Origin of the sequence: Deinococcus metallilatus (assembly GCF_004758605.1) — a bacterium.
Taxonomy (GTDB): domain Bacteria; phylum Deinococcota; class Deinococci; order Deinococcales; family Deinococcaceae; genus Deinococcus; species Deinococcus metallilatus.
In genome coordinates this window covers 625,687-642,500 of the sequence record NZ_CP038512.1, presented here as the reverse complement: position 1 = coordinate 642,500, position 16,814 = coordinate 625,687, and the positions used below count along the sequence as shown (strand labels likewise).

At 69.8% G+C, this 16,814-nt stretch carries 16 protein-coding genes (1 of these 16 running past the window's edge); 7 read left to right on the top strand and 9 right to left on the bottom strand.

The window, feature by feature from the left end; genetic code table 11:
- Positions 1–204, top strand: partial view of a DUF1272 domain-containing protein gene (locus E5F05_RS09025; protein WP_129118290.1) — the 3' portion only. The gene continues 39 nt to the left of window position 1, outside the view; only the last 204 of its 243 coding nucleotides appear in the window; its start codon lies beyond the left edge, outside the window; it ends in the stop codon at positions 202–204.
- A gap of 69 nt (positions 205–273) precedes the next feature.
- Here E5F05_RS09025 and E5F05_RS09020 read toward each other — a convergent pair whose 3' ends face one another.
- The gene (locus tag E5F05_RS09020) at positions 274–489 is read right to left on the bottom strand and encodes a hypothetical protein (protein ID WP_129118289.1); all 216 of its coding nucleotides are present in this window, start codon (positions 487–489) and stop codon (positions 274–276) included.
- A 210-nt stretch (positions 490–699) separates the two neighbouring features.
- On the opposite strand from E5F05_RS09020, the gene E5F05_RS09015 reads away from it, so the two are divergent.
- Positions 700–1,290, top strand: a complete 591-nt coding sequence (locus E5F05_RS09015; protein WP_129118288.1) for a class I SAM-dependent methyltransferase — start codon at positions 700–702, stop codon at positions 1,288–1,290.
- Positions 1,291–1,320: 30 nt separating this feature from the next.
- On the opposite strand, the gene E5F05_RS09010 is transcribed toward E5F05_RS09015, so the two are convergent.
- Complete coding sequence (locus E5F05_RS09010; RefSeq protein WP_129118287.1) at positions 1,321–1,629, bottom strand: hypothetical protein; 309 nt, start codon at positions 1,627–1,629, stop codon at positions 1,321–1,323.
- 93 nt (positions 1,630–1,722) lie between these two features.
- Between E5F05_RS09010 and E5F05_RS09005 the strand changes: the two genes are divergently transcribed.
- Both E5F05_RS09005 and rnr read left to right on the top strand, forming a co-directional pair.
- Positions 1,723–2,517: an exodeoxyribonuclease III gene (locus E5F05_RS09005; protein ID WP_129118286.1), complete on the top strand. Its 795-nt coding sequence runs from the start codon at positions 1,723–1,725 to the stop codon at positions 2,515–2,517.
- 752 nt (positions 2,518–3,269) lie between these two features.
- Entirely contained in the window at positions 3,270–6,557 is a 3,288-nt protein-coding gene (rnr, locus tag E5F05_RS09000; RefSeq protein WP_129118324.1) for a ribonuclease R, read from the top strand.
- 250 nt (positions 6,558–6,807) lie between these two features.
- Here rnr and E5F05_RS08995 read toward each other — a convergent pair whose 3' ends face one another.
- Positions 6,808–7,902, bottom strand: a complete 1,095-nt coding sequence (locus E5F05_RS08995) for an App1 family protein phosphatidate phosphatase (protein WP_129118285.1) — start codon at positions 7,900–7,902, stop codon at positions 6,808–6,810.
- Positions 7,903–7,977: 75 nt separating this feature from the next.
- Complete coding sequence (locus tag E5F05_RS08990; protein ID WP_129118284.1) at positions 7,978–8,751, bottom strand: SDR family NAD(P)-dependent oxidoreductase; 774 nt, start codon at positions 8,749–8,751, stop codon at positions 7,978–7,980.
- An 84-nt stretch (positions 8,752–8,835) separates the two neighbouring features.
- On the opposite strand from E5F05_RS08990, the gene E5F05_RS08985 reads away from it, so the two are divergent.
- Both E5F05_RS08985 and E5F05_RS21315 read left to right on the top strand, forming a co-directional pair.
- Positions 8,836–10,041 (top strand): S8 family serine peptidase, encoded by a 1,206-nt coding sequence (locus tag E5F05_RS08985; RefSeq protein ID WP_129118283.1) that lies wholly within the window; start codon positions 8,836–8,838, stop codon positions 10,039–10,041.
- 118 nt (positions 10,042–10,159) lie between these two features.
- Positions 10,160–10,330: a hypothetical protein gene (locus E5F05_RS21315; RefSeq protein ID WP_164973407.1), complete on the top strand. Its 171-nt coding sequence runs from the start codon at positions 10,160–10,162 to the stop codon at positions 10,328–10,330.
- Between the two features lie 194 nt (positions 10,331–10,524).
- Here the strand turns inward: E5F05_RS21315 and E5F05_RS08980 are convergent, their stop codons facing one another.
- From E5F05_RS08980 to E5F05_RS08970, 3 genes are read right to left on the bottom strand one after another with little or no spacing between them, the layout of a single operon-like run.
- Positions 10,525–10,851 (bottom strand): non-heme iron oxygenase ferredoxin subunit, encoded by a 327-nt coding sequence (locus E5F05_RS08980; protein WP_129118282.1) that lies wholly within the window; start codon positions 10,849–10,851, stop codon positions 10,525–10,527.
- 10 nt (positions 10,852–10,861) lie between these two features.
- Entirely contained in the window at positions 10,862–11,902 is a 1,041-nt protein-coding gene (locus E5F05_RS08975) for a WD40 repeat domain-containing protein (RefSeq protein ID WP_129118281.1), read from the bottom strand.
- A 15-nt stretch (positions 11,903–11,917) separates the two neighbouring features.
- The gene (locus tag E5F05_RS08970) at positions 11,918–12,769 is read right to left on the bottom strand and encodes a VOC family protein (protein ID WP_129118280.1); all 852 of its coding nucleotides are present in this window, start codon (positions 12,767–12,769) and stop codon (positions 11,918–11,920) included.
- A 156-nt stretch (positions 12,770–12,925) separates the two neighbouring features.
- On the opposite strand from E5F05_RS08970, the gene E5F05_RS08965 reads away from it, so the two are divergent.
- A complete protein-coding gene (locus E5F05_RS08965; RefSeq protein WP_129118279.1) occupies positions 12,926–14,389 on the top strand; it encodes a hypothetical protein in 1,464 nt (487 codons plus the stop codon).
- A gap of 87 nt (positions 14,390–14,476) precedes the next feature.
- Here the strand turns inward: E5F05_RS08965 and E5F05_RS08960 are convergent, their stop codons facing one another.
- Positions 14,477–15,490, bottom strand: coding sequence for a ribose-phosphate diphosphokinase (locus E5F05_RS08960; protein WP_241687098.1), 1,014 nt, complete (start codon positions 15,488–15,490; stop codon positions 14,477–14,479).
- 169 nt (positions 15,491–15,659) lie between these two features.
- Entirely contained in the window at positions 15,660–16,772 is a 1,113-nt protein-coding gene (dnaJ, locus tag E5F05_RS08955) for a molecular chaperone DnaJ (protein ID WP_129118278.1), read from the bottom strand.
- Between the last annotated feature and the right edge of the window lie 42 nt (positions 16,773–16,814).

The following is a 16,814-nucleotide window of genomic DNA, read 5'->3' as shown; positions in this document are numbered from 1 at the left end:
GCTCTTCCGGCAGAGCAGGCCGGGGCGAACATCTGCACCTTCGAATGCACCTTCTGTGACGAGTGCGCCGGGAAGCTGTCGCGGGTCTGCCCGAACTGCGGCGGGAATCTGGTCGCCCGTCCGGTTCGCCCGGCGGCGGCCCTGGAGCGTCATCCCGCCAGCACCGTCAGGATCGTGAAGCCAGCGGGCTGCTTCCCCAGGTAACCTTTTCAGCAACCCGGCAGCAAGCGGGGGACGTGATCACCAACCCACGTCCCCCGCGTTTGCCTGGCTTTACTCGCCCGTCAGGATGTTCTGGCCCTTGTTCTCGCGGTCCTCGATGATCTTGCCCAGGAGGAAGAACGTGGGCGGCCAGAAACCCACGAAAAGGCCGCTGCGCTGCTTCTCGTTGCCGCTCTCGCCGTCGTCGGTCTTGCCGCTGGCGAAGCTGCCCGCCGACACGAGAATCGAGGCAAAACCGAGGATGTACATGATGTTGGAGAGTTTCACGCAAAACCTGCTTTCTGAAAAAGGGCCTGGAAGGTGAGGTGGGAGGGCGGTCGTCGCCGCACCACCCCGGAGCCGACACAGGCCAACTTTGTCCTGCGCTCCCGGCCTGAAACGTAAGCGTTCCTCCCAACTAAAGGATGCATAGGCACTCGGCTCTGGACGGTGAGCCGAGGCTCCCACATAGCAAAGCACGACCTTAAGCTGTTGCCTGTGTCTCTGGATGCCCGTGACGCTCTGCTCTCGTGCCTGGCCGGGGTGGACTGGCCTTTCGAGCCGCTGCTGGCCATGCTGGACCTCACGCCGGGAGCGGACGTGCTGGATATAGGCGCTGGGGACGGGCGGCTGCTGGCCCGACTGCGGGAACAGGGCCACCAGGGGAAATGTGTCGGCCTCGATCCTCAGCCCGGCCAGAGCATCCTCGCGGGCCAGGCGGAGGCCCTCCCCTTCCCGGAGGCCTCGTTTGACGCCGCGCTGCTGGTGCGCGTGCTGGCCCACCTGGCGGACCCGGCGGCAGCCCTGGCGGAAGCGCGGCGCGTGCTGCGGCCCCGTGGTCGGCTGATCGTGGCGGCGCACGGTCCCGACCATCTCCGGGCAACGTGGCGGGCGCTGGGGCAGGCAGAACCCACGGCCACGCCTGCCGCCAACGCCCGCCATCTCCACCTTCCCGTCACGGTCACGGCAGAAGCGGCGCGCGCCCTCGCCGCCAGCTACGGTCTGAGCGGCCAGGCGAGCGGCTTCCCAGTGGAGGACACGCTCCACCTCACCGTTGAAGACGAGACAGCAGGAGGCAGAAAGCGTTAAGACGGCTCTCTGCCTCTCTCCCCGCTGCGCCTACTTGTCGAACTTGTCGTACCCCGCCGCGCTGCGCCGCTGCGCTCCCCGCGCGTAGTCGAGCTGCATCTCGACCGTCTCGTGCCTGCCCTCGGTGAAGGTGCTGTCGGGAATCCAGTAGTTCAGGCGGTCCTCGCCGAGCTGCACCCAGAGCTTGTGTTCGTCTTCGGGATCACGCCAGAACGTGACGTGTTCGAAGCCGTTGTGGTCCGCCCAGGTTCGCACGTCCGCGAGGACGCGAGCGGCCCGGGGATGGGTCATCGGGAACTCGCTGCCGTCTGTCTCGTTTCGGAACTTGATCTCGGACATGGTACGACCAGCGTAGCCGACATTGGGTGTACCCGGCACACGAATTGGCTGAGCGTTCCTTGAGGGGGCGCCCAGCGCGCTATTCTCCCAGCGATGGCCGGTCTTCCACCGATGCCCCACCCCGCCCCCTCCGCCCTCAAGGTCACGACGCTGAACGTGAACGGCCTGCGGAGTGCCCTCCGCAAAGGTCTGACGGACTGGGTGGCCCGCGAGCGCCCCGACGTGCTGCTGCTTCAGGAAGTCCGCGCCGACCCGATGCCGGAGGCCCTGGCCGACCTGGGCTACGCGGGGGCGTGGTTCCCGGCACAGAAGGCCGGATACAGCGGTGTGGCGCTCCTCAGCCTGCATCCCCTCTCGGACGTGCGGGCGGGGATGGCCCACCCGGACATGGACGCTGAAGGCCGGGTGCTGAGCGCGGTGGTGCGGGGCGTGCGGTTTGCCAGCGTGTACCTGCCGAGCGGCAGCAGCGGTCCCGAACGGCAGGGCTTCAAGGACCGGGTGCTGGGCGACTACCACGCCTGGACCGAAGCCACGCTGGCGGGAGGCCTCCCGCTGGTGATCGGCGGCGACTACAACGTCGCGCACCGCGAGCCGGACCTGAAGAACTGGCGCGGCAACCAGAAGAACAGCGGCTTCCTGCCCCACGAGCGCGAGTGGATGACCGCCCACCTCGCCTGCGGCCTCAGCGACACGCACCGCGCGCATCTGGGCGAGCGCAGCGAATATACCTGGTGGAGCAACCGCGGGAACGCCTACGCGAACGACGTGGGCTGGCGGATCGATTACCTGCTGGCGGCGGGCGTGCCGGTGCGGGAGCTGTGGGTGGACCGGCACGCCCGGCTAAGCGACCACGCGCCGCTGACGGGAACCGTGGACCTCGGCGGCTAAAGGCGACTTCATGCAGAAACGTGACCTGGGAACACGTGATAGACTGCCCTTGCTGCCGGGCAACAGGACAGCGTCTCCGCGCCGTCAACCGTCACAAGGCGGGCCGGGTCGGAGGCAGCCCGAGACAAGCGACCCCTCTACCCCGTGGGTGAGATGCACGCCTGGGGCCACCACCATGCCAGCGCAATGCCAGTTCACCGGCGCACGTGAGGAAGGTGGCCCGCCGCATCCCAATGAGCACACCCCACGGGCGTCCTGACAGGTGAGGAATGCCGAGAGCGAAAAAGGAGCGCGTGGCCCAGGGCGAGACGCCGGACCATGCCCCCGCCGAAGAACAGAAGAAGACCGGGAGCCGGACCGGGCGCAGGCCAAAGAGTGCCGCCCCGTCGTCCGCTCCCGCCGAACCCGCCGACACCCTTTCTCAGACCCAGACAGCGCAGTCTCCGGTGGCCGAAGCCGTAAAGCCCGCCGCCCCCAAACGCAACACGCGGAAGACCAGAGCCGCTGCTGAACCCCAGACCCCGGTGGCCGAAGCCGCCGAGGTTGCCAGCCACACGAACACGGAAACCACTCCCAAGCCCCGCCGTGGCCGCAAGCCGAAGGCGGAGGCCCAGCCTGCCGTCACGGCTGAGGAAACACTCCCCGAGCCTGCCCCCCAGCCGGAAGCCCCCGCCCGCGCCCCCCGCCGGGGCCGCAAGGCGCAGGCCGCCGAGCAGCCCCAGCCCGAACCGGTCCAGAGCGGGCCGGAACCCATGACGGCAGAGACTCCCGCCGAAGAACAACCTGCACCCACGAAGGCGCGGCGCGGACGCAAACCCAAAGCCGAGGCCACCCCGGAGGTCCTTCCACCCGTCGCAGAACCGACCGATCCCGTGCTGCTGGAAGTGCCGAAGTCCCCCCGAGGTCAGACTCGCCGGGGCCGCAAGCCCAAAGCAGCCGCGCCGGAAGCGGCCACCGAACTCACCCCGGCCCTGCCAGAAGTGCCGCTTGACGCTGTTCTGGGTGGCGTCGAACCCGTGGAGGTCGAGGAGCCAGCCGCGGACGCCGAGGCCACGCTGACCGTCACCGGGAATGCCCAGGCGGATACCCCCGAGCCGGTGGTGGACACGATGCTGATGGAGGAAGTGGATCTTCCCCGCCGCCTCCCCTCGCCGGAAACCGCGTCCCCGGTCCTCCTCACGCACCCGGACGAGGGGGAGGAGCAGGCCGAAGAGACGGCCGACCCCGCCCGCGAGCTGGTGATCGCGCAGCTCCGCAAATTGGGCCGTCCCATCCACGTCCGCGACCTGGAACGCACCTTTACCCGCCAGATGCTCGACCGCCTGGGGAACTGGCGCGATCTGGAGGCGTTGCTGGACGACCTGACCCACACGGGCGAAGTCATCCGCACGCGGCGGCGCACCTACGGCCTGCCGGAAGCGATGAGCCTGGTGCGCGGCCGCTTTCAGGCGTCGCCCGCAGGCTTCGGCTTCGTGATTCCCGATTCGGGCGGCGAGGACTTCTACGTCGCGCCGGAAGACACGCTGGAAGCCTGGAACGGCGACACCGTGCTGGTGCGGATGGAAGGCCGGGGCGACAACGGACGCGGCGGCGGTCCCCGGCGGGGCCAGCGCGGCGACGGCAGCCCGCGCGCCAGCGTGGCCCGCATTGTCCAGCGCGCGTACCGGCAACTGGTGGGCACCCTGGAATTCAGCAAGGGCCACCCCATCCTGAAGCCCGACGATCCCCGCGCCCGCCACCGCATCCTGCTGCTCCCCGAAGGGCTGGAGGGGCTGGAAAGCGGCGCCCGCGTCGTGGCCGAACTCTTCTGGCCCGAGCAGACCGGCGAGGACGAGGTCTTCGGTCAGGTCATGCGCGTGCTGGGCGAGCAGGACGACCCGGAAACCGAGACGGAAGCCGTGATCGTGAAGTACGGTCTGCGCGGCGAGTTCCCGGTGGACGTGCTGGAAGAGGCCGACGCCATCCCGACGCAGATTCCGCCCGAAGCCCTGCTGGGCCGCCTGGACCTGCGCGAGTTCAACATCTTCACGGTGGACGGGCGCGACGCGAAGGACTTCGACGACGCCATCCATATCCAGCCCACGCCGGAAGGCACCTTCGTGGTGGGCGTCCACATCGCGGACGTGAGCCACTACGTGCGGGAGGGCACGCCGCTGGACAAGGAGGCATACGCCCGCGCCACCAGCGTCTACCTGCCGGGCCGCGTGCTGCCGATGCTGCCCGAACACCTCAGCAACGGGGTGTGCAGCCTGGTCCCTTACGAGGACCGCCTCACCATGACGGCGATGATCGAACTCTCCGCCGAGGGCGACATCCTGGACGTGCGGCTCGTCCCCAGCGTGATCCAGAGCAAGGCCCGCCTCACCTACGACGAGGTGCAGGCCTACTCGGAGGCGACCTCCACGCTGCCCGAACACGCCCGCCACCTGGAAGGCGACCTGCACCTGCTGCTGAAGATCACGACCAAGCTGCGCCAGAAGCGGCTGCGCGAGGGGTCGCTGGACTTCAAGCTGCGCGAGGTGAAGGTGGACGTGGGGCCGGACGGGCGGATGGAACTGATCCCGATCCGCGAGGAGACGGCGCGCGGCATGATCGAGGACCTGATGCTGCTCGCCAACAAGGTGGTCGCGCATTACCTGATCGAGCGCGAGATTCCCACCCTCTTCCGCATCCACGAGGAACCCACCCTCCAGCGTTTTCAGGACGCGACGGCGGCCCTCGGGCGGCTGGGCCTCTCGTTCCCCGGCGGGGAGCCGACACCCCAGGCCTATCAGGCGGTGCTGAAGGCGGTGCGGGGCACGCCGCGCGAGAGTGTGGTGAACACGCTGCTGCTGCGCTCGATGCAGCAGGCGAAGTACGCGGGCGAGAACCTGGGCCACTTCGGCCTGGCCTTTGCCGAGTACCTGCACTTCACCTCCCCGATTCGCCGCTATCCCGACCTGTTCGTTCACCGGGTCCTCAAGGCGGTGCTGTCGGGCGACCTGAAGGCGGGGAGCCGCGCCGTGGGCGAACTGCGCGCCAAGCTGCCCGCGATGGGCGAACACACCTCCGAACGCGAGCGCAAGGCCGCCGAGGCCGAACGCGACCTCACCAAGTACTACCAGGCGAAGTGGGCGCAGGAGCACCTCGGGGAGACGTTCCACGGCAACGTGGCGGGCGTGGTGTCGAGCGGTCTGTTCGTCGCGCTGGAGAACGGCGTGGAGGGCAAGCTGCACATCAGCAACCTCGACGACGACTACTACATCTACCTCGAGGACGCGCAGATGCTGCGGGGCCGCTCGACCGGGCGCACCTTCCGCCTGGGCGATCCCGTGACCGTCACCATCAGCCAGGTCAATCCCCTGGCCCGGCAAATCGATTTCACCCAGGAGAACGACATGGACGGCAACGACAACACGACCCGGCCCCGCGCCCGCCGCCGCGAGGACCGCGAGGCGGAAAAGCGCGAGAAGCTCCAGAGCGTCAGCACCACGCCCCCCCGCAAGTTCACGCTGGACGACCCGCAACCCGCCGTGCAGAGCAGCCCTCCCCGCCAGCCGGGTCAGGGCCGCGGCGGACGTGGCCAGGGCCAGCGCGAAGGGGGGCAGCGGGACGGGAACCAGCCCGGCGGGCGCGCCCCGCTGCGCCAGGGCGGCGGCTTCAAGCGCCGGGTGATCACGCTGGAGCGGCCCCGCAACGAGCACCTGCGGCCCGTGAACATCACCGTGCAGCGCATGTACTTCGGGGACTGGACGGTGGACAACATGCCCCCCGAAGACGGGCAGAACGGTGGACGCGGCGGGCGCGGCTTCGACCGCAGCGACCGGGGTGGGCGTGGCCCGGGCTTCTCACGCGGCAGCAATGACCGGGGCGCGGTGCGGAACCTGAACGGCCGCCCGGAACAGGGCCAGCCGGGCGGAGGCCGCGCCTCCCGGCCGCAACCCGCGCAGGCGCAGCAGGCCCCGGTGCAGACGGACACGGCCCAGGCAGGCAACGACGCGGACGCCAAACGCCGCCGCCGTCGCCGGGGCCGCCGGGGGAGCAACGGCTCACAGGGATAAGCAGGGACCGAGTGGGGCGGGTCAGGGGGCGGACCTCTGGCCCGCTCTGCTGGTGGTGAAGTCCGAACTCATCCCAACGTGCTCTGATTCCAGAACAAACGAACAAGACGGCGGAGGTTCTCCATTGGCCGGAGGCTCGGGGACGGCCTCTCGCCTGCCTTATCGGGAATGCCGAAGGCTGACCCGCTTTCCGCACCTGAAGTCCGTATCACCTGACGCTGGGATCAGGCGTCACGCAGAGGTTCTGCGCTCACGTCTCGTACGTCCGCGCCACGCTCGTCAGCACGCTCCGCAACTCGCCCGGCGTGATCAGGCCCATCGCCATCGCGTGACTCGCCGCGTTCAGGCTGTCGGCGGCCAGGACCAGGTCCACACCGGCCTTGCGGACCTCCTCGCGGAGCTTCAGAACCCCCCGGTCGCGCGCGGCCCCCGTCACGTCGCGGATGTAGACGGCCAGGACGCGGCCCGGGTGACGGCCCACGACCTCCGCGTAGATTTCGGGGTCCTTCTCGCCGCTGTCCCCGATCAGGACGAAGTTCAGGTGCGGAAAGCGGGTGAAGATGTGCTCGATGACGCCGTGCTTGTACCCGCCGTGGCCCTTCAGCAGATCGAAGCCCCAGTTGCGGAGAAACAGCGGCCCCAGCGGAATGCGGCGGTAGTCCAGAAACTGCCACAGCAGGTCGAAGAAGTTCCAGGGACTGCTGGACACGTAGAAAATGGGATTGCGCGCCTCGCCGTCGCGGGTGAGGGCCCGGTACAGCGCGCCCACGCCGGGAAAGGGCAGCCGGGTGCGGGCATTGCCCGTCAGGCTGGTAAAGAGCATCCGCGGCAGGCTGGTCACGTCCGAGCGGATCACCGTGTCGTCCAGGTCGCTGATGATGCCGAAGCGGGCGTCCGCCACGACCTGCACGCGGGCACGGGTGGTGCCCTCACGGCCCTCGATGGCGAGGCTCGCCTCGTGCCAGCCGCCCGCCAGCGGTTCAGGGGGCGCGAAGATCAGGGTGAAGTAGCCGTCGCTGTCACTCACGGCGCCTGCCGTCGTCCCGCCGAGGATTCCCGTCACCCGCACGCCGCCCACCTCGCGCGAGAGCAGGCGGCGCAGGACGGCACGGAAGTTGCGCCAGCGCGGGTCGCCCTTTCTGGCCGGAGCCAGGGTGCGCGGCAGCAGCACGCGCCCGGTGAGTTCCACGTTCTGCGGCGTGCCCCAGCCCACGTAGGGTTGCAAGATCAGTTTGCCGCGCGCCCGGCGGGGCTGCACGTAGCCGCTGAAGGCGCGGTCCACGGTTTGCAGCGCCCGTTCCAGTGCGGGTTGAAGCGCCTTGAAGGAGGTCTTGGCGGCGTTCATCTGCCGGTCAGTCTACGGACTCGGGGCGGAGGGCGGCGCCTTTGTGAAGGGAATGCCGGGGGGTGACCCTCTTCCCTACTTCCGGCGGTGCGCGTACCTCCGGCGGAAGACGGGCGGCACCAGCCGGTCCATCACGCCGGGCAGGACCGAATCGAGGAACACCAGCAGGCGGTACGCCCCGGGCGCGATCACCTCGCGCCGGGGACGGTCCAGCACATCCGCGACGGCGCGGGCGATCACCTTGGGGCCGGGCATGGGCAGGCGGGCGGCGCGGGTCATCTCGCTGCGGACGAAGCCGGGCGAGACGAGGCTGACGTGGACGCCCGTCCCCAACACTTCCCGCCGCAGCGCCTGAGAGAAGCCGCGCAGGCCGAACTTGCTGGCCGAGTACATCCCGTTGAAGGGCACTCGGCCCGCCACCGAACCGATATTGACGATGTGGCCCTCCCCCCGCGCCCGCATCTCCGGCAGGACCAGCCGGGTGAGTTCGATGGGCGCCTCCAGGTTCACCCGCAGCACGCGCAGGGGGTCGGGGTCGTCCCACCACCAGCCGCGTTCGACGGTCACGCCCGCGTTGTTGATCAGCACGTCCACCTGTCCGAAGTGGGCGCGGGCCGCCTCGATCAGCGCGCGGCGGGAAGCGTCCTCCGTCACGTCGGTCGGGACGGCGATCACGCGCGAGCCGCTGGGGTCCAGTTCGCGGGCCAGGGCCGTGAGTTCCCCGGCGCGGCGGGCGGCCAGCACCAGCCGGTGTCCCCTTGAGAAGAGTTCGCGGGCCGTCGCCCGCCCGATACCGCTCGAAGCCCCGGTGAGGACGATCACGCGCGGCGCTCCCTGTTGAGAAGTCATGCGGTCATGCTAAAGGGGGCGCCCCTCTGCCTCCGCCCGGCTCTCCCTCAGCCGCCCGTCAGGCCGGTGCGCGAGACTGGGTGGATGAGGGTTCTGCCGTCCGTTCTGCTCACCGCTGCGCTCGTGTGGGCTGGGGCCTCCGCCGCGCCGGGGCTGCCCCTATCCTCGCTGCCGCCCTCGTCCAGCGTACCCGCCTCGCCCTGGCCGGAACTGCTCCCGGAACCGGCCCGCCCGCTGCCCGCGCCGCCGCTGGTGCCGCTCTCGCCTGCGCCCACTCCGACCACCGCTGCCCCGGCCGTCTACCGGCCCGCCGATCCCCTCTACCCTCGGCAATGGAACCTCCAGGCGATTCGCGCGCCGGGGGCCTGGGCGCAACTGGCGGCCACCGGACGGGGCGCGCGGGTCACGGTCGCGGTGCTGGACACCGGCTTCGTGAATTCGCCGGAACTCGCGGGGCGGGTGGTGAACGGCTACGACTTCGTCTCGGACCCCGCGCGGGCCGGGGACGGCGACGGGCGCGACGCGGATGCCAGCGGCGTCGGCCCGTTCGCCTACCACGCCGAGATCATTGGGAACCTGATCGGCGCGGCGCATGACGGGCGCGGCATGGCGGGCATCAATCCGCAGGCGCGCGTAGTGCAGATCCGGGTGGGGGGGACGGACGGCATGATCGCGCCGCAGGACCTCGCGGACGCGCTGCGGTGGGCGGCGGGCCTGAGCGTGCCCGGCGTGCCGGTCAATCCCAACCCCGCGAAGGTGCTGAACCTCAGCCTGTACGCGGACTTCATCCCACTGACTGGGTGCGACGCGCGGATTCAGGCGGCGGTGGACGCGGTCACGGCGCGCGGAGCACTGGTCGTGGCGGGAGCCGCGAACGACGGCACGGACGCAAGCGGCTACACCCCTGCCGGGTGCCGCAACGTCCTGACCGTCACCAGCGTGACCGAGGCCGGACAGCGGCCCGGTTACGCCAACTGGGGCGCGAGTGTCGCCCTGGCCGCTCCCGGTGGCGAACCCGGGCACGGCATCCCGGCGAGCAGTGTCAGCGGCCCCGGCGGGGAACGCGCCCCGGACGGCACCAGTTTTGCCGCTCCACACGCGGCGGGTGTCGCCAGCCTGCTGTTCGGCCTGAAGCCGACGCTGACCCCCGCCCAGGTCCGCGACCTCCTGACCCGCACGGTCACGCCCTTTCCCGCTGGCCGCTGCGATCCCGACCCCCGCAAAAGCTGCGGCCGGGGCCTGCTGAACGCGGAGGCGGCGGTGCGGGCGGTGCTGGGGGGAAAGCCGTAAGGGGTCAGGAGGAGCGGGAGCCAAAGCAAAAGCTCCCGCACCTCTTTTTCCACTCACCCCGGGACGCCCCGCCCCGCCGGGAACGCTACGCTGGGGCCATGAAGACCCGGAGGAACCCGTGAACGCTCCCGCATGGCGCGTCTGGCTGGTGGTCGCGCTGGTCTGCGGGTGGGGCATCCTGACCATTCGCTTCGTGCAGAAGGGGAACGTGCCCTTCGCCATCCTGTGTGCGCTGCTGCTGATCTCCAACGCCGTGACGCTGTGGCGGCTGACCAAAAAGGGTCGATGACGCGGCGGCCTCTCTGACCCTGCCGGGACCTTCCGGCCGCTAGGCGTGCAGGCGGAGGCGGCGCAACCTCCACCCGCGCGTGCGGCACACCCGAATCAGGGCGCGGGCAGGCAGGACCACGCGCGGCGTCAGCCATGTCTGCGAGGGCTTGTGCAGCGCCCAGCCGCCACCCCGCAGCCACCAGCAGGCCAACCTTACAGGGGCGCGACGTACACCTCGCCGTCCTCGACGAGCGTGCGGTAGATTCTCACGGGTTTCACGGCGGGCAGGGTCTTGGCCTTGCCGGTGCTCAGCTCGAACTTGGCGCCGTGCTTCTGGCAGGTGATCCGGCCCATACTCACCTCGCCGCCGAGCAGCGGGTAGTCCTTGTGGGTGCAATTGTTCCGCAGGGCGTAGAACTGGCCCTCGTAGCGCACGACGACGACGCTGACACCGTCCACCGTGACTTCCGTCTGGCTGCCCTCCGGCAGTTCCGCCTCCGCGCCGACCCGCACCCACGCTACCCCGACCTGCTCACTCATGCGGCCGAGTCTAGCGGGACGCGAGGGGAAAGGAAGTGACGCGCTTCCCGGACGGGAGGGCATAGACGAAGGCGCGCTGCGGGGTCCAGTCCTCATCGGTGACCAGCACGACCAGTTGTTTCCCATCAGGCGTGAACAGCACCTCGAACGGTTCGACCCACGCGCGGGGAGCAAAGGCCCCGGTCCAGGCGGGATCGCGCAGGGCCAGCAGCTCGCGCCCGCTGGCGGTGTCCCACAGATGAACGGTGTTCCCGTAGGCGGCCAGGTACGTCCCGTTCTGGCTGGCCTCGGGGTCATCCTTGAGAAAATGGGTGTTGTAGTCCGCTGCGGCGAGGGAGGCGCGGCGGGTGCCGGTTCGCGCGTCGAGCACATCATAGCGGCAGCCCGCCCTGGAAAGCCCGGGCCGCACGCAGGCCAGCAGCCGCCCGCCCGGCAGCTCCCGCACCACGCCCGCTTCAACATTCTCGGCGCGGGCCTGGGGCAGGTCGGCCCGCTGCGGCGCGGACTCGCCGGATGCCCCCGCGGCGACGCGCCACACCACGCGCTTTCCACTGTTCAGATCGACCCGCGTAAGGTTCAGCCACCGGTCCTGCGAGGGGGTGGCGGCCAGGAAGGCGGCCTGCCCGTCGCGCGTGACCAGCGTGAACTCGCCGGACAGCTTCACCCAACTGTTCTTGAGATCGGGCGAGTAACAGGTCAGGTGCGGCCCGGGTGCCCGGTCCTGCACGCAGGGGCCACGCACGGTCCCCCAGAAGTCGGGAGAGGACAGCGCGGGACTGTCCAGCTTGCGCCGGGCCTGCACCTGACCGGCGGCGTCCAGCACCGTCAGGGTGTAGGTTTCGCTCTGCTCGCCCGGGGTCAGCCGCGCGAAGTGCGAGGCGTCCAGCCGCAGCGTCTGATCGTCCAGCCGCAACCCGCCCGGCGACCGTATCCCGCCCGGCGTCAACCGCGCCTCTCCCCAGCCTGCTTTCCAGACGCCAATTTCCGCCACCTCCGCAGCCGCGGCGGCCAGAACCAGGGACAGGCAGGTCAGCAGGACAGGGCGCAACATGCTCCAGCCTACTCCTCAGCCCTGAGCTTCTCGCACGGTGACGCGGTTCCCCCAGGGATCAACGAAACTCAGCGCCTCGCCGCCGTCCTCCAGGGCCAGGTCACGGGCCAGCAGATGCGCCCGCAACGGCGCGAGGTCAGATGTGACGAATTCGATCCCGCCCAGGCCGGTCGCGGGGGCAGCGGGCCTCCCCTGCCCGCGCGAGTGCCACTCGTTGAGGCCGAGGTGGTGGTGATAGCCGCCCCAGGACAGGAAGCTGGCGCCGGGAAAGTGCGATACCACGTCCAGGCCGAGGGCATCACTGTAGAAACGGGCCGCTTCGGCAGCATTGCCGACCTTGAGGTGAACGTGACCGACGCTGGTCCCGGCGGGCACCCCCTCGAAGGCGGTTCCTTCCGCAGCGTCCAGCACGCCCTGCACATCGACCGGCAGGGTGTCCATCCGCACCTGGCCGTTTTCCCAGGTCCACTCGCCGCGGGGGCGGTCGCGGTAGACCTCGATGCCGTTGCCCTCGGGGTCCGTCAGATAAATCGCCTCGCTGACGAGGTGATCGCCCGTGCCCAGGCGCAGGCCCAGGCGGGCGGCGTGCGCGAGCCAGCGGCCCAGGTCGGCGCGGGTGGGGAGCAGAAAGGCGGTGTGGTACAGGCCGGGGCGGCTGGGCAGCGGCGCGGGGAGGTCGGGGCGGGCCAGCAGGCGCACCAGCGGCTGGCCGTGCGCGCCGAGCGTGACGGAATCCGCCGTCTGCGTGAGAGGGGTCAGCCCGAGCAGGGTGGCATAGAAGTCAGCCAGACGCGGCAGATCACGCGCCAGCAGGGTGACGGGGCCGACGTGCGTGAACGCAGGCAGGACCGGTGGGGTGGAGGACATGCCTTCAGTCTGGAGAATATGCTTTAAAAAATCAACTGCTTTAAACTCAAAGCTTCATGCCTCCGGCTCCACCAAAAGACGGACGAGTTCCGACCTCCTTTTGAGCTACATACTCGGAAGAGTACATCCCTCAAAACTTTCTCTCCGGAGGCCCGTATGGTTCATACCGCGCTGAATGCCCTGCTTGACGCCCTCTCCTGGCTGGCTGGCCTGGCCGTGCCGCTGGCGATCACGCTCGGCGCCCTGCTCCTGGCGCTGCTGCTGGTCGGTCTGCTGGACCGCGAGCGGTTCCGGGCCGGGCTGAACTGGGCAGGCTCGCGGCTGCCAGGGTTGGGGCACTGGGTGCTGGTGGCGCTGGCGGTGGGGGCGGGGGCCCTCGTCACGCAGGTCACGCGGCGGGCGGTGGACGTGCGGCTGGGCGCGCAACTGAATGCCCGCTACGCGAACGCGGCGGACCCGGCGGGGGGACAGACGGTGCAGTCGGCCCCGCGCGTCAGCCTGCTCACGACCCGCACGTACTCGCGCAGCCTGGTGCTGCCCGCCGACGTGTACGCCCGGCTGAACCTGAACGGCGGCTGGGAAACGTTACTGCCCTATTTCGGGAACCCGCCCGGCCTGACGGTGCAGGACCTGCGCGAAGGGTTCACGCGGCGGGGCCGGAACCTGATCTACACCCGCGACGTGACCCTGCAAACCGAGGAACCGCTGGGGCTGGACACGACCCGTGCCCGCGCCGACCTGCGCTTCGTGGACCCGGCGGGCGGGCGGGGGACGTACTACAACGCCACCTTTACCGCCGACTACGCCTTCACCAACCCGCGTAAGGAGGCCGCGCCGGTGCGATTCGTCTTCCCGCTTCCGTATGGCAGCGGCACCCTCAGCGGCTTCCGGCTGACCGTGAACGGCCAGAGCTACCGCGCCAGCGATCTGCGGGAAGGCAGCGTCTGGGAGGGCGTGGTCCCCGCCGGACAGACCGTGCGGGTGAACGTCACGTACCGGCATCAGGGGTCACGCGGCTGGAGTTACAACCTCTCGGACCGGCGGGAGCCGCTGCGGAACCTCGATCTGACCGTGACCGCCGACCGGCCCGCGAAGTTCGAGCGCTACAGCCTCTACCCCACGTCCATCACCCGCTCGGCGTTCGGGGGCGTGCAGACGCTGCGCTGGCAGCTTCAGGACGTGATCACCGCGCAGAACGTGGCGGTGGTGTTCGCGCAGGGCAGCGTCCGCGAGATGCTGGCGAAAGTCGGGCTGATGGAGCCGCTGGCGCTGCTGGTGGCCACGCTGCTGGCTTCTGTATGGGCGCTGCTGCGCCACCTGCCCCTGCCCCCGCTGCGGCTGGCGGGGGCGGTGCTGGGCCTCGCGGTCGGCTTCGCGCTGGGCGGCGTGCTGACCGCGTACCTGCCACCCGTCCTGGCCGTGCCGCTCGGCTCGCTGGTCGGTCTGGTGTTCGGCGTGCTGGCCCTCGGGCGCGCGTACCTCCCGCCGCTGATTGTCGCCGCCCTGATCCCACTCGCGTTCCTGGCGGTCGGGCACTCGGGGCTGCTGCTCACGCTGCTGGCGGCGGTGACACTGCTGGTGGGGCTGAGGGCGTGGGGGCGGCCCAGACGGACAGCCTGAATCGGATCAAAGGAGGAGGGGAAGACCCGTAGGCGGTCTTCCCCTCGTGTTGGCACTCCAGACGTGCGAACGCCTCCCCATCCTCCCTCACTCGAACAGCGTGCTGACACTCTCCCCGGTGTGGATGTTGGCGATGGCGTTGGCGAAGAGCGGCGACACGTCCAGCACGGCCAGCTTGCCGTTCGAGGCTTTGATCTTCTCCTCGGAGACATAGACCGTGTTGGTACTGGCGACCTGGGTCACGTCCAGCGCCGCGATGCGCTCGATGGCGGGGCCGGTGTAGACGCCGTGCGTGACCGCCACGTACACGTCCTTGGCGCCCATGCTGCGGGCGATGTTCACGGTTTCGACCAGGCTCCCGGCGGTGCTGATCTCGTCGTCCACGATAAAGACCGTCTTGCCTTCCACGTCACCGATCAGGGCGCGGGGGCGGACCTCGGTGTCCGATAAGCGCTCCTTGTCGATCATGGCGAGGCCGCAGTCGAGGCGGCGGGCGATCTGGCTGGCCCGCTTGATGCTGCCCGCGTCGGGCGCCAGCACCACGCCCTCCTGCGCGTTGGGCACGCACTTCTTGAAGTGGGCACTCAACACGCGGTCGGCGGAGAGGTGATCGACCGGCACCTTGAAAAAGCCGTGAACCTGCGGCGAGTGCAGCGTCATGGTCAGCACGCGGTCCGCCCCCGCCGCCTGGATGATGTCCGCGACCATCCGCCCCGCGATGGAGATGCGGGGGCTGTCCTTTTTGTCGCTGCGGGCGTAGGAGTAGTAGGGGATGACGGCCGTGACGCGGCCCGCCGAGGCGCTCTTGGCGGCATCGATCATCAGCAGCAGTTCCATGATCGCGTCGCTGACCGGCGTGCTGAACGACTGCACGATAAACACGTCCCCCTCACGCAGCGACTGCTCGTAATGCACGATGATGTTGTCGTTCGTGAACTTCTCGGTCTTGCTGGCCCCCAGCGGGATGCCCAGATTGTCGCAGATGGCCTGCGCCAGCGGGCGGTTGCTCTGCCCGGAAAACACGAGCAGCGGTCGGCGGCGGCTCTGGGCCAGACGCTCGGCCAGGGCGAATTCGGACACGGCGGGTTCGGACACGGTCACGGTGGAATACCTCCGGGGAAGGTGGGGAAGTGTCGCGGGGAGACGACCGCACAGCAGCATACCTGTCCCTTCACGTCCCTGTCACGGGACAGTCAGGCCACGTTCTTGCCAGAGAGACAGCGGGGAGGAAGCGCCCCGTTCGCGCCTCCCCCCCGCCGTCCCGCCCCGGTCACTCGCCCCGGAAAATCTTCCCGACCTTGTCGAAAAAGCCCTCGCGGTGTTCGTTCACCTCGTCCCCGACGGCGCGGGCGTAGGCGTTCAGGGCCTCGCGGGCCTCGGGGGTCAGTTGGCCGGGCTTCGGCACCGCGATCTCGTACTCCACGATCAGGTCGCCGGTTCCGGCCCCCTGAAGGCGGGGTAACCCCTGACCACGCAGGCGGTGCAGGTCGCCGTGCTGGGTGCCCGCCTTGACTTCCACCGTCTGCGGGCCGTCGAGGGTGGGCACCGTGACCTGCCCGCCCAGCACGGCCTTCGCGAAGCCGATATTCGCCGTGTAGATCAGGTGTTCCTGCTCTCGGCGCAGGTCCGGATGGGGTTCCATCTCGATATGGACGTACAGGTCGCCGTTGCCGCCCGGCCCCTCGTTGCCCATGCCCGCCACGCGGATGCGGTACCCCTCGTCGATGCCGCGCGGCAGCTTGACCTTGACCTTCTCGGCCTTCAGCGTGCGGCCCCGGCCCTTGCAGACGGTGCAGGGGTCCTCGATGAGCTGGCCCTCGCCCCGGCAGGTGGGGCAGGGCTGCTGCGTCTCCACCACGCCGAAGATCGTGCGGGCCTGCGCGCGCACGGCGCCGAGGCCGCCGCAGGTGGGGCAGGTCTTGGGTGGCTTGCCCCCCGGCTCGGTGCGGCTGCCGTGGCAGTGCTCGCAGGTGGTCAGCCGGTCCACCTCCACCTCGATCTCGTCGCCCGCGCGGGCTTGCAGCAGCGTGACGCGCGCTTCCGTCTCGATGTCGTCGCCACGGGCCGGACCCCGGCGACCCCCGCGCCCGCCCAGCCCGCCGAAGAGCTGCTCGAAGATGTCCATCGGATCGAAGCCCATTCCGCCGAAGGGGTCGCCGCCCGGCATCCCCGCCCCCGGCGCGCTGCCGAAGCGGTCGTAGTGCCCGCGCTTTTCCGGGTCCGAGAGCACCGCGTAGGCCTCGTTGATCCTGGCGAATTGCTCGGCGGCGCCCGGTTCCTTGTTGCGGTCGGGGTGGAACTTCAGGGCCAGTTTGCGGTAAGACGTTTTGATCTCGTCGGCGCTCGCGGTGCGCGAGACTTCCAGCAGTTCGTAATAATCCATGTTTGTCTGTCGCCGGGCGCGGCCCGACCTCCGTGCTTCAGG

Excerpts from the sequence above, each read along its gene's own strand:
- E5F05_RS09005 (WP_129118286.1), top strand. The coding sequence starts at position 1,723 with ATGGCCGGTCTTCCACCGATGCCCCACCCCGCCCCCTCCGCCCTCAAG.
- E5F05_RS09010 (WP_129118287.1), bottom strand. The coding sequence starts at position 1,629 with ATGTCCGAGATCAAGTTCCGAAACGAGACAGACGGCAGCGAGTTCCCG.
- rnr (WP_129118324.1), top strand. The coding sequence starts at position 3,270 with ATGACGGCAGAGACTCCCGCCGAAGAACAACCTGCACCCACGAAGGCG.
- E5F05_RS08985 (WP_129118283.1), top strand. The coding sequence starts at position 8,836 with ATGAGGGTTCTGCCGTCCGTTCTGCTCACCGCTGCGCTCGTGTGGGCT.
- E5F05_RS08995 (WP_129118285.1), bottom strand. The coding sequence starts at position 7,902 with ATGAACGCCGCCAAGACCTCCTTCAAGGCGCTTCAACCCGCACTGGAA.
- E5F05_RS08975 (WP_129118281.1), bottom strand. The coding sequence starts at position 11,902 with ATGTTGCGCCCTGTCCTGCTGACCTGCCTGTCCCTGGTTCTGGCCGCC.
- E5F05_RS08965 (WP_129118279.1), top strand. The coding sequence starts at position 12,926 with ATGGTTCATACCGCGCTGAATGCCCTGCTTGACGCCCTCTCCTGGCTG.
- dnaJ (WP_129118278.1), bottom strand. The coding sequence starts at position 16,772 with ATGGATTATTACGAACTGCTGGAAGTCTCGCGCACCGCGAGCGCCGAC.
- E5F05_RS08970 (WP_129118280.1), bottom strand. The coding sequence starts at position 12,769 with ATGTCCTCCACCCCACCGGTCCTGCCTGCGTTCACGCACGTCGGCCCC.
- E5F05_RS08990 (WP_129118284.1), bottom strand. The coding sequence starts at position 8,751 with ATGACTTCTCAACAGGGAGCGCCGCGCGTGATCGTCCTCACCGGGGCT.
- E5F05_RS08980 (WP_129118282.1), bottom strand. The coding sequence starts at position 10,851 with ATGAGTGAGCAGGTCGGGGTAGCGTGGGTGCGGGTCGGCGCGGAGGCG.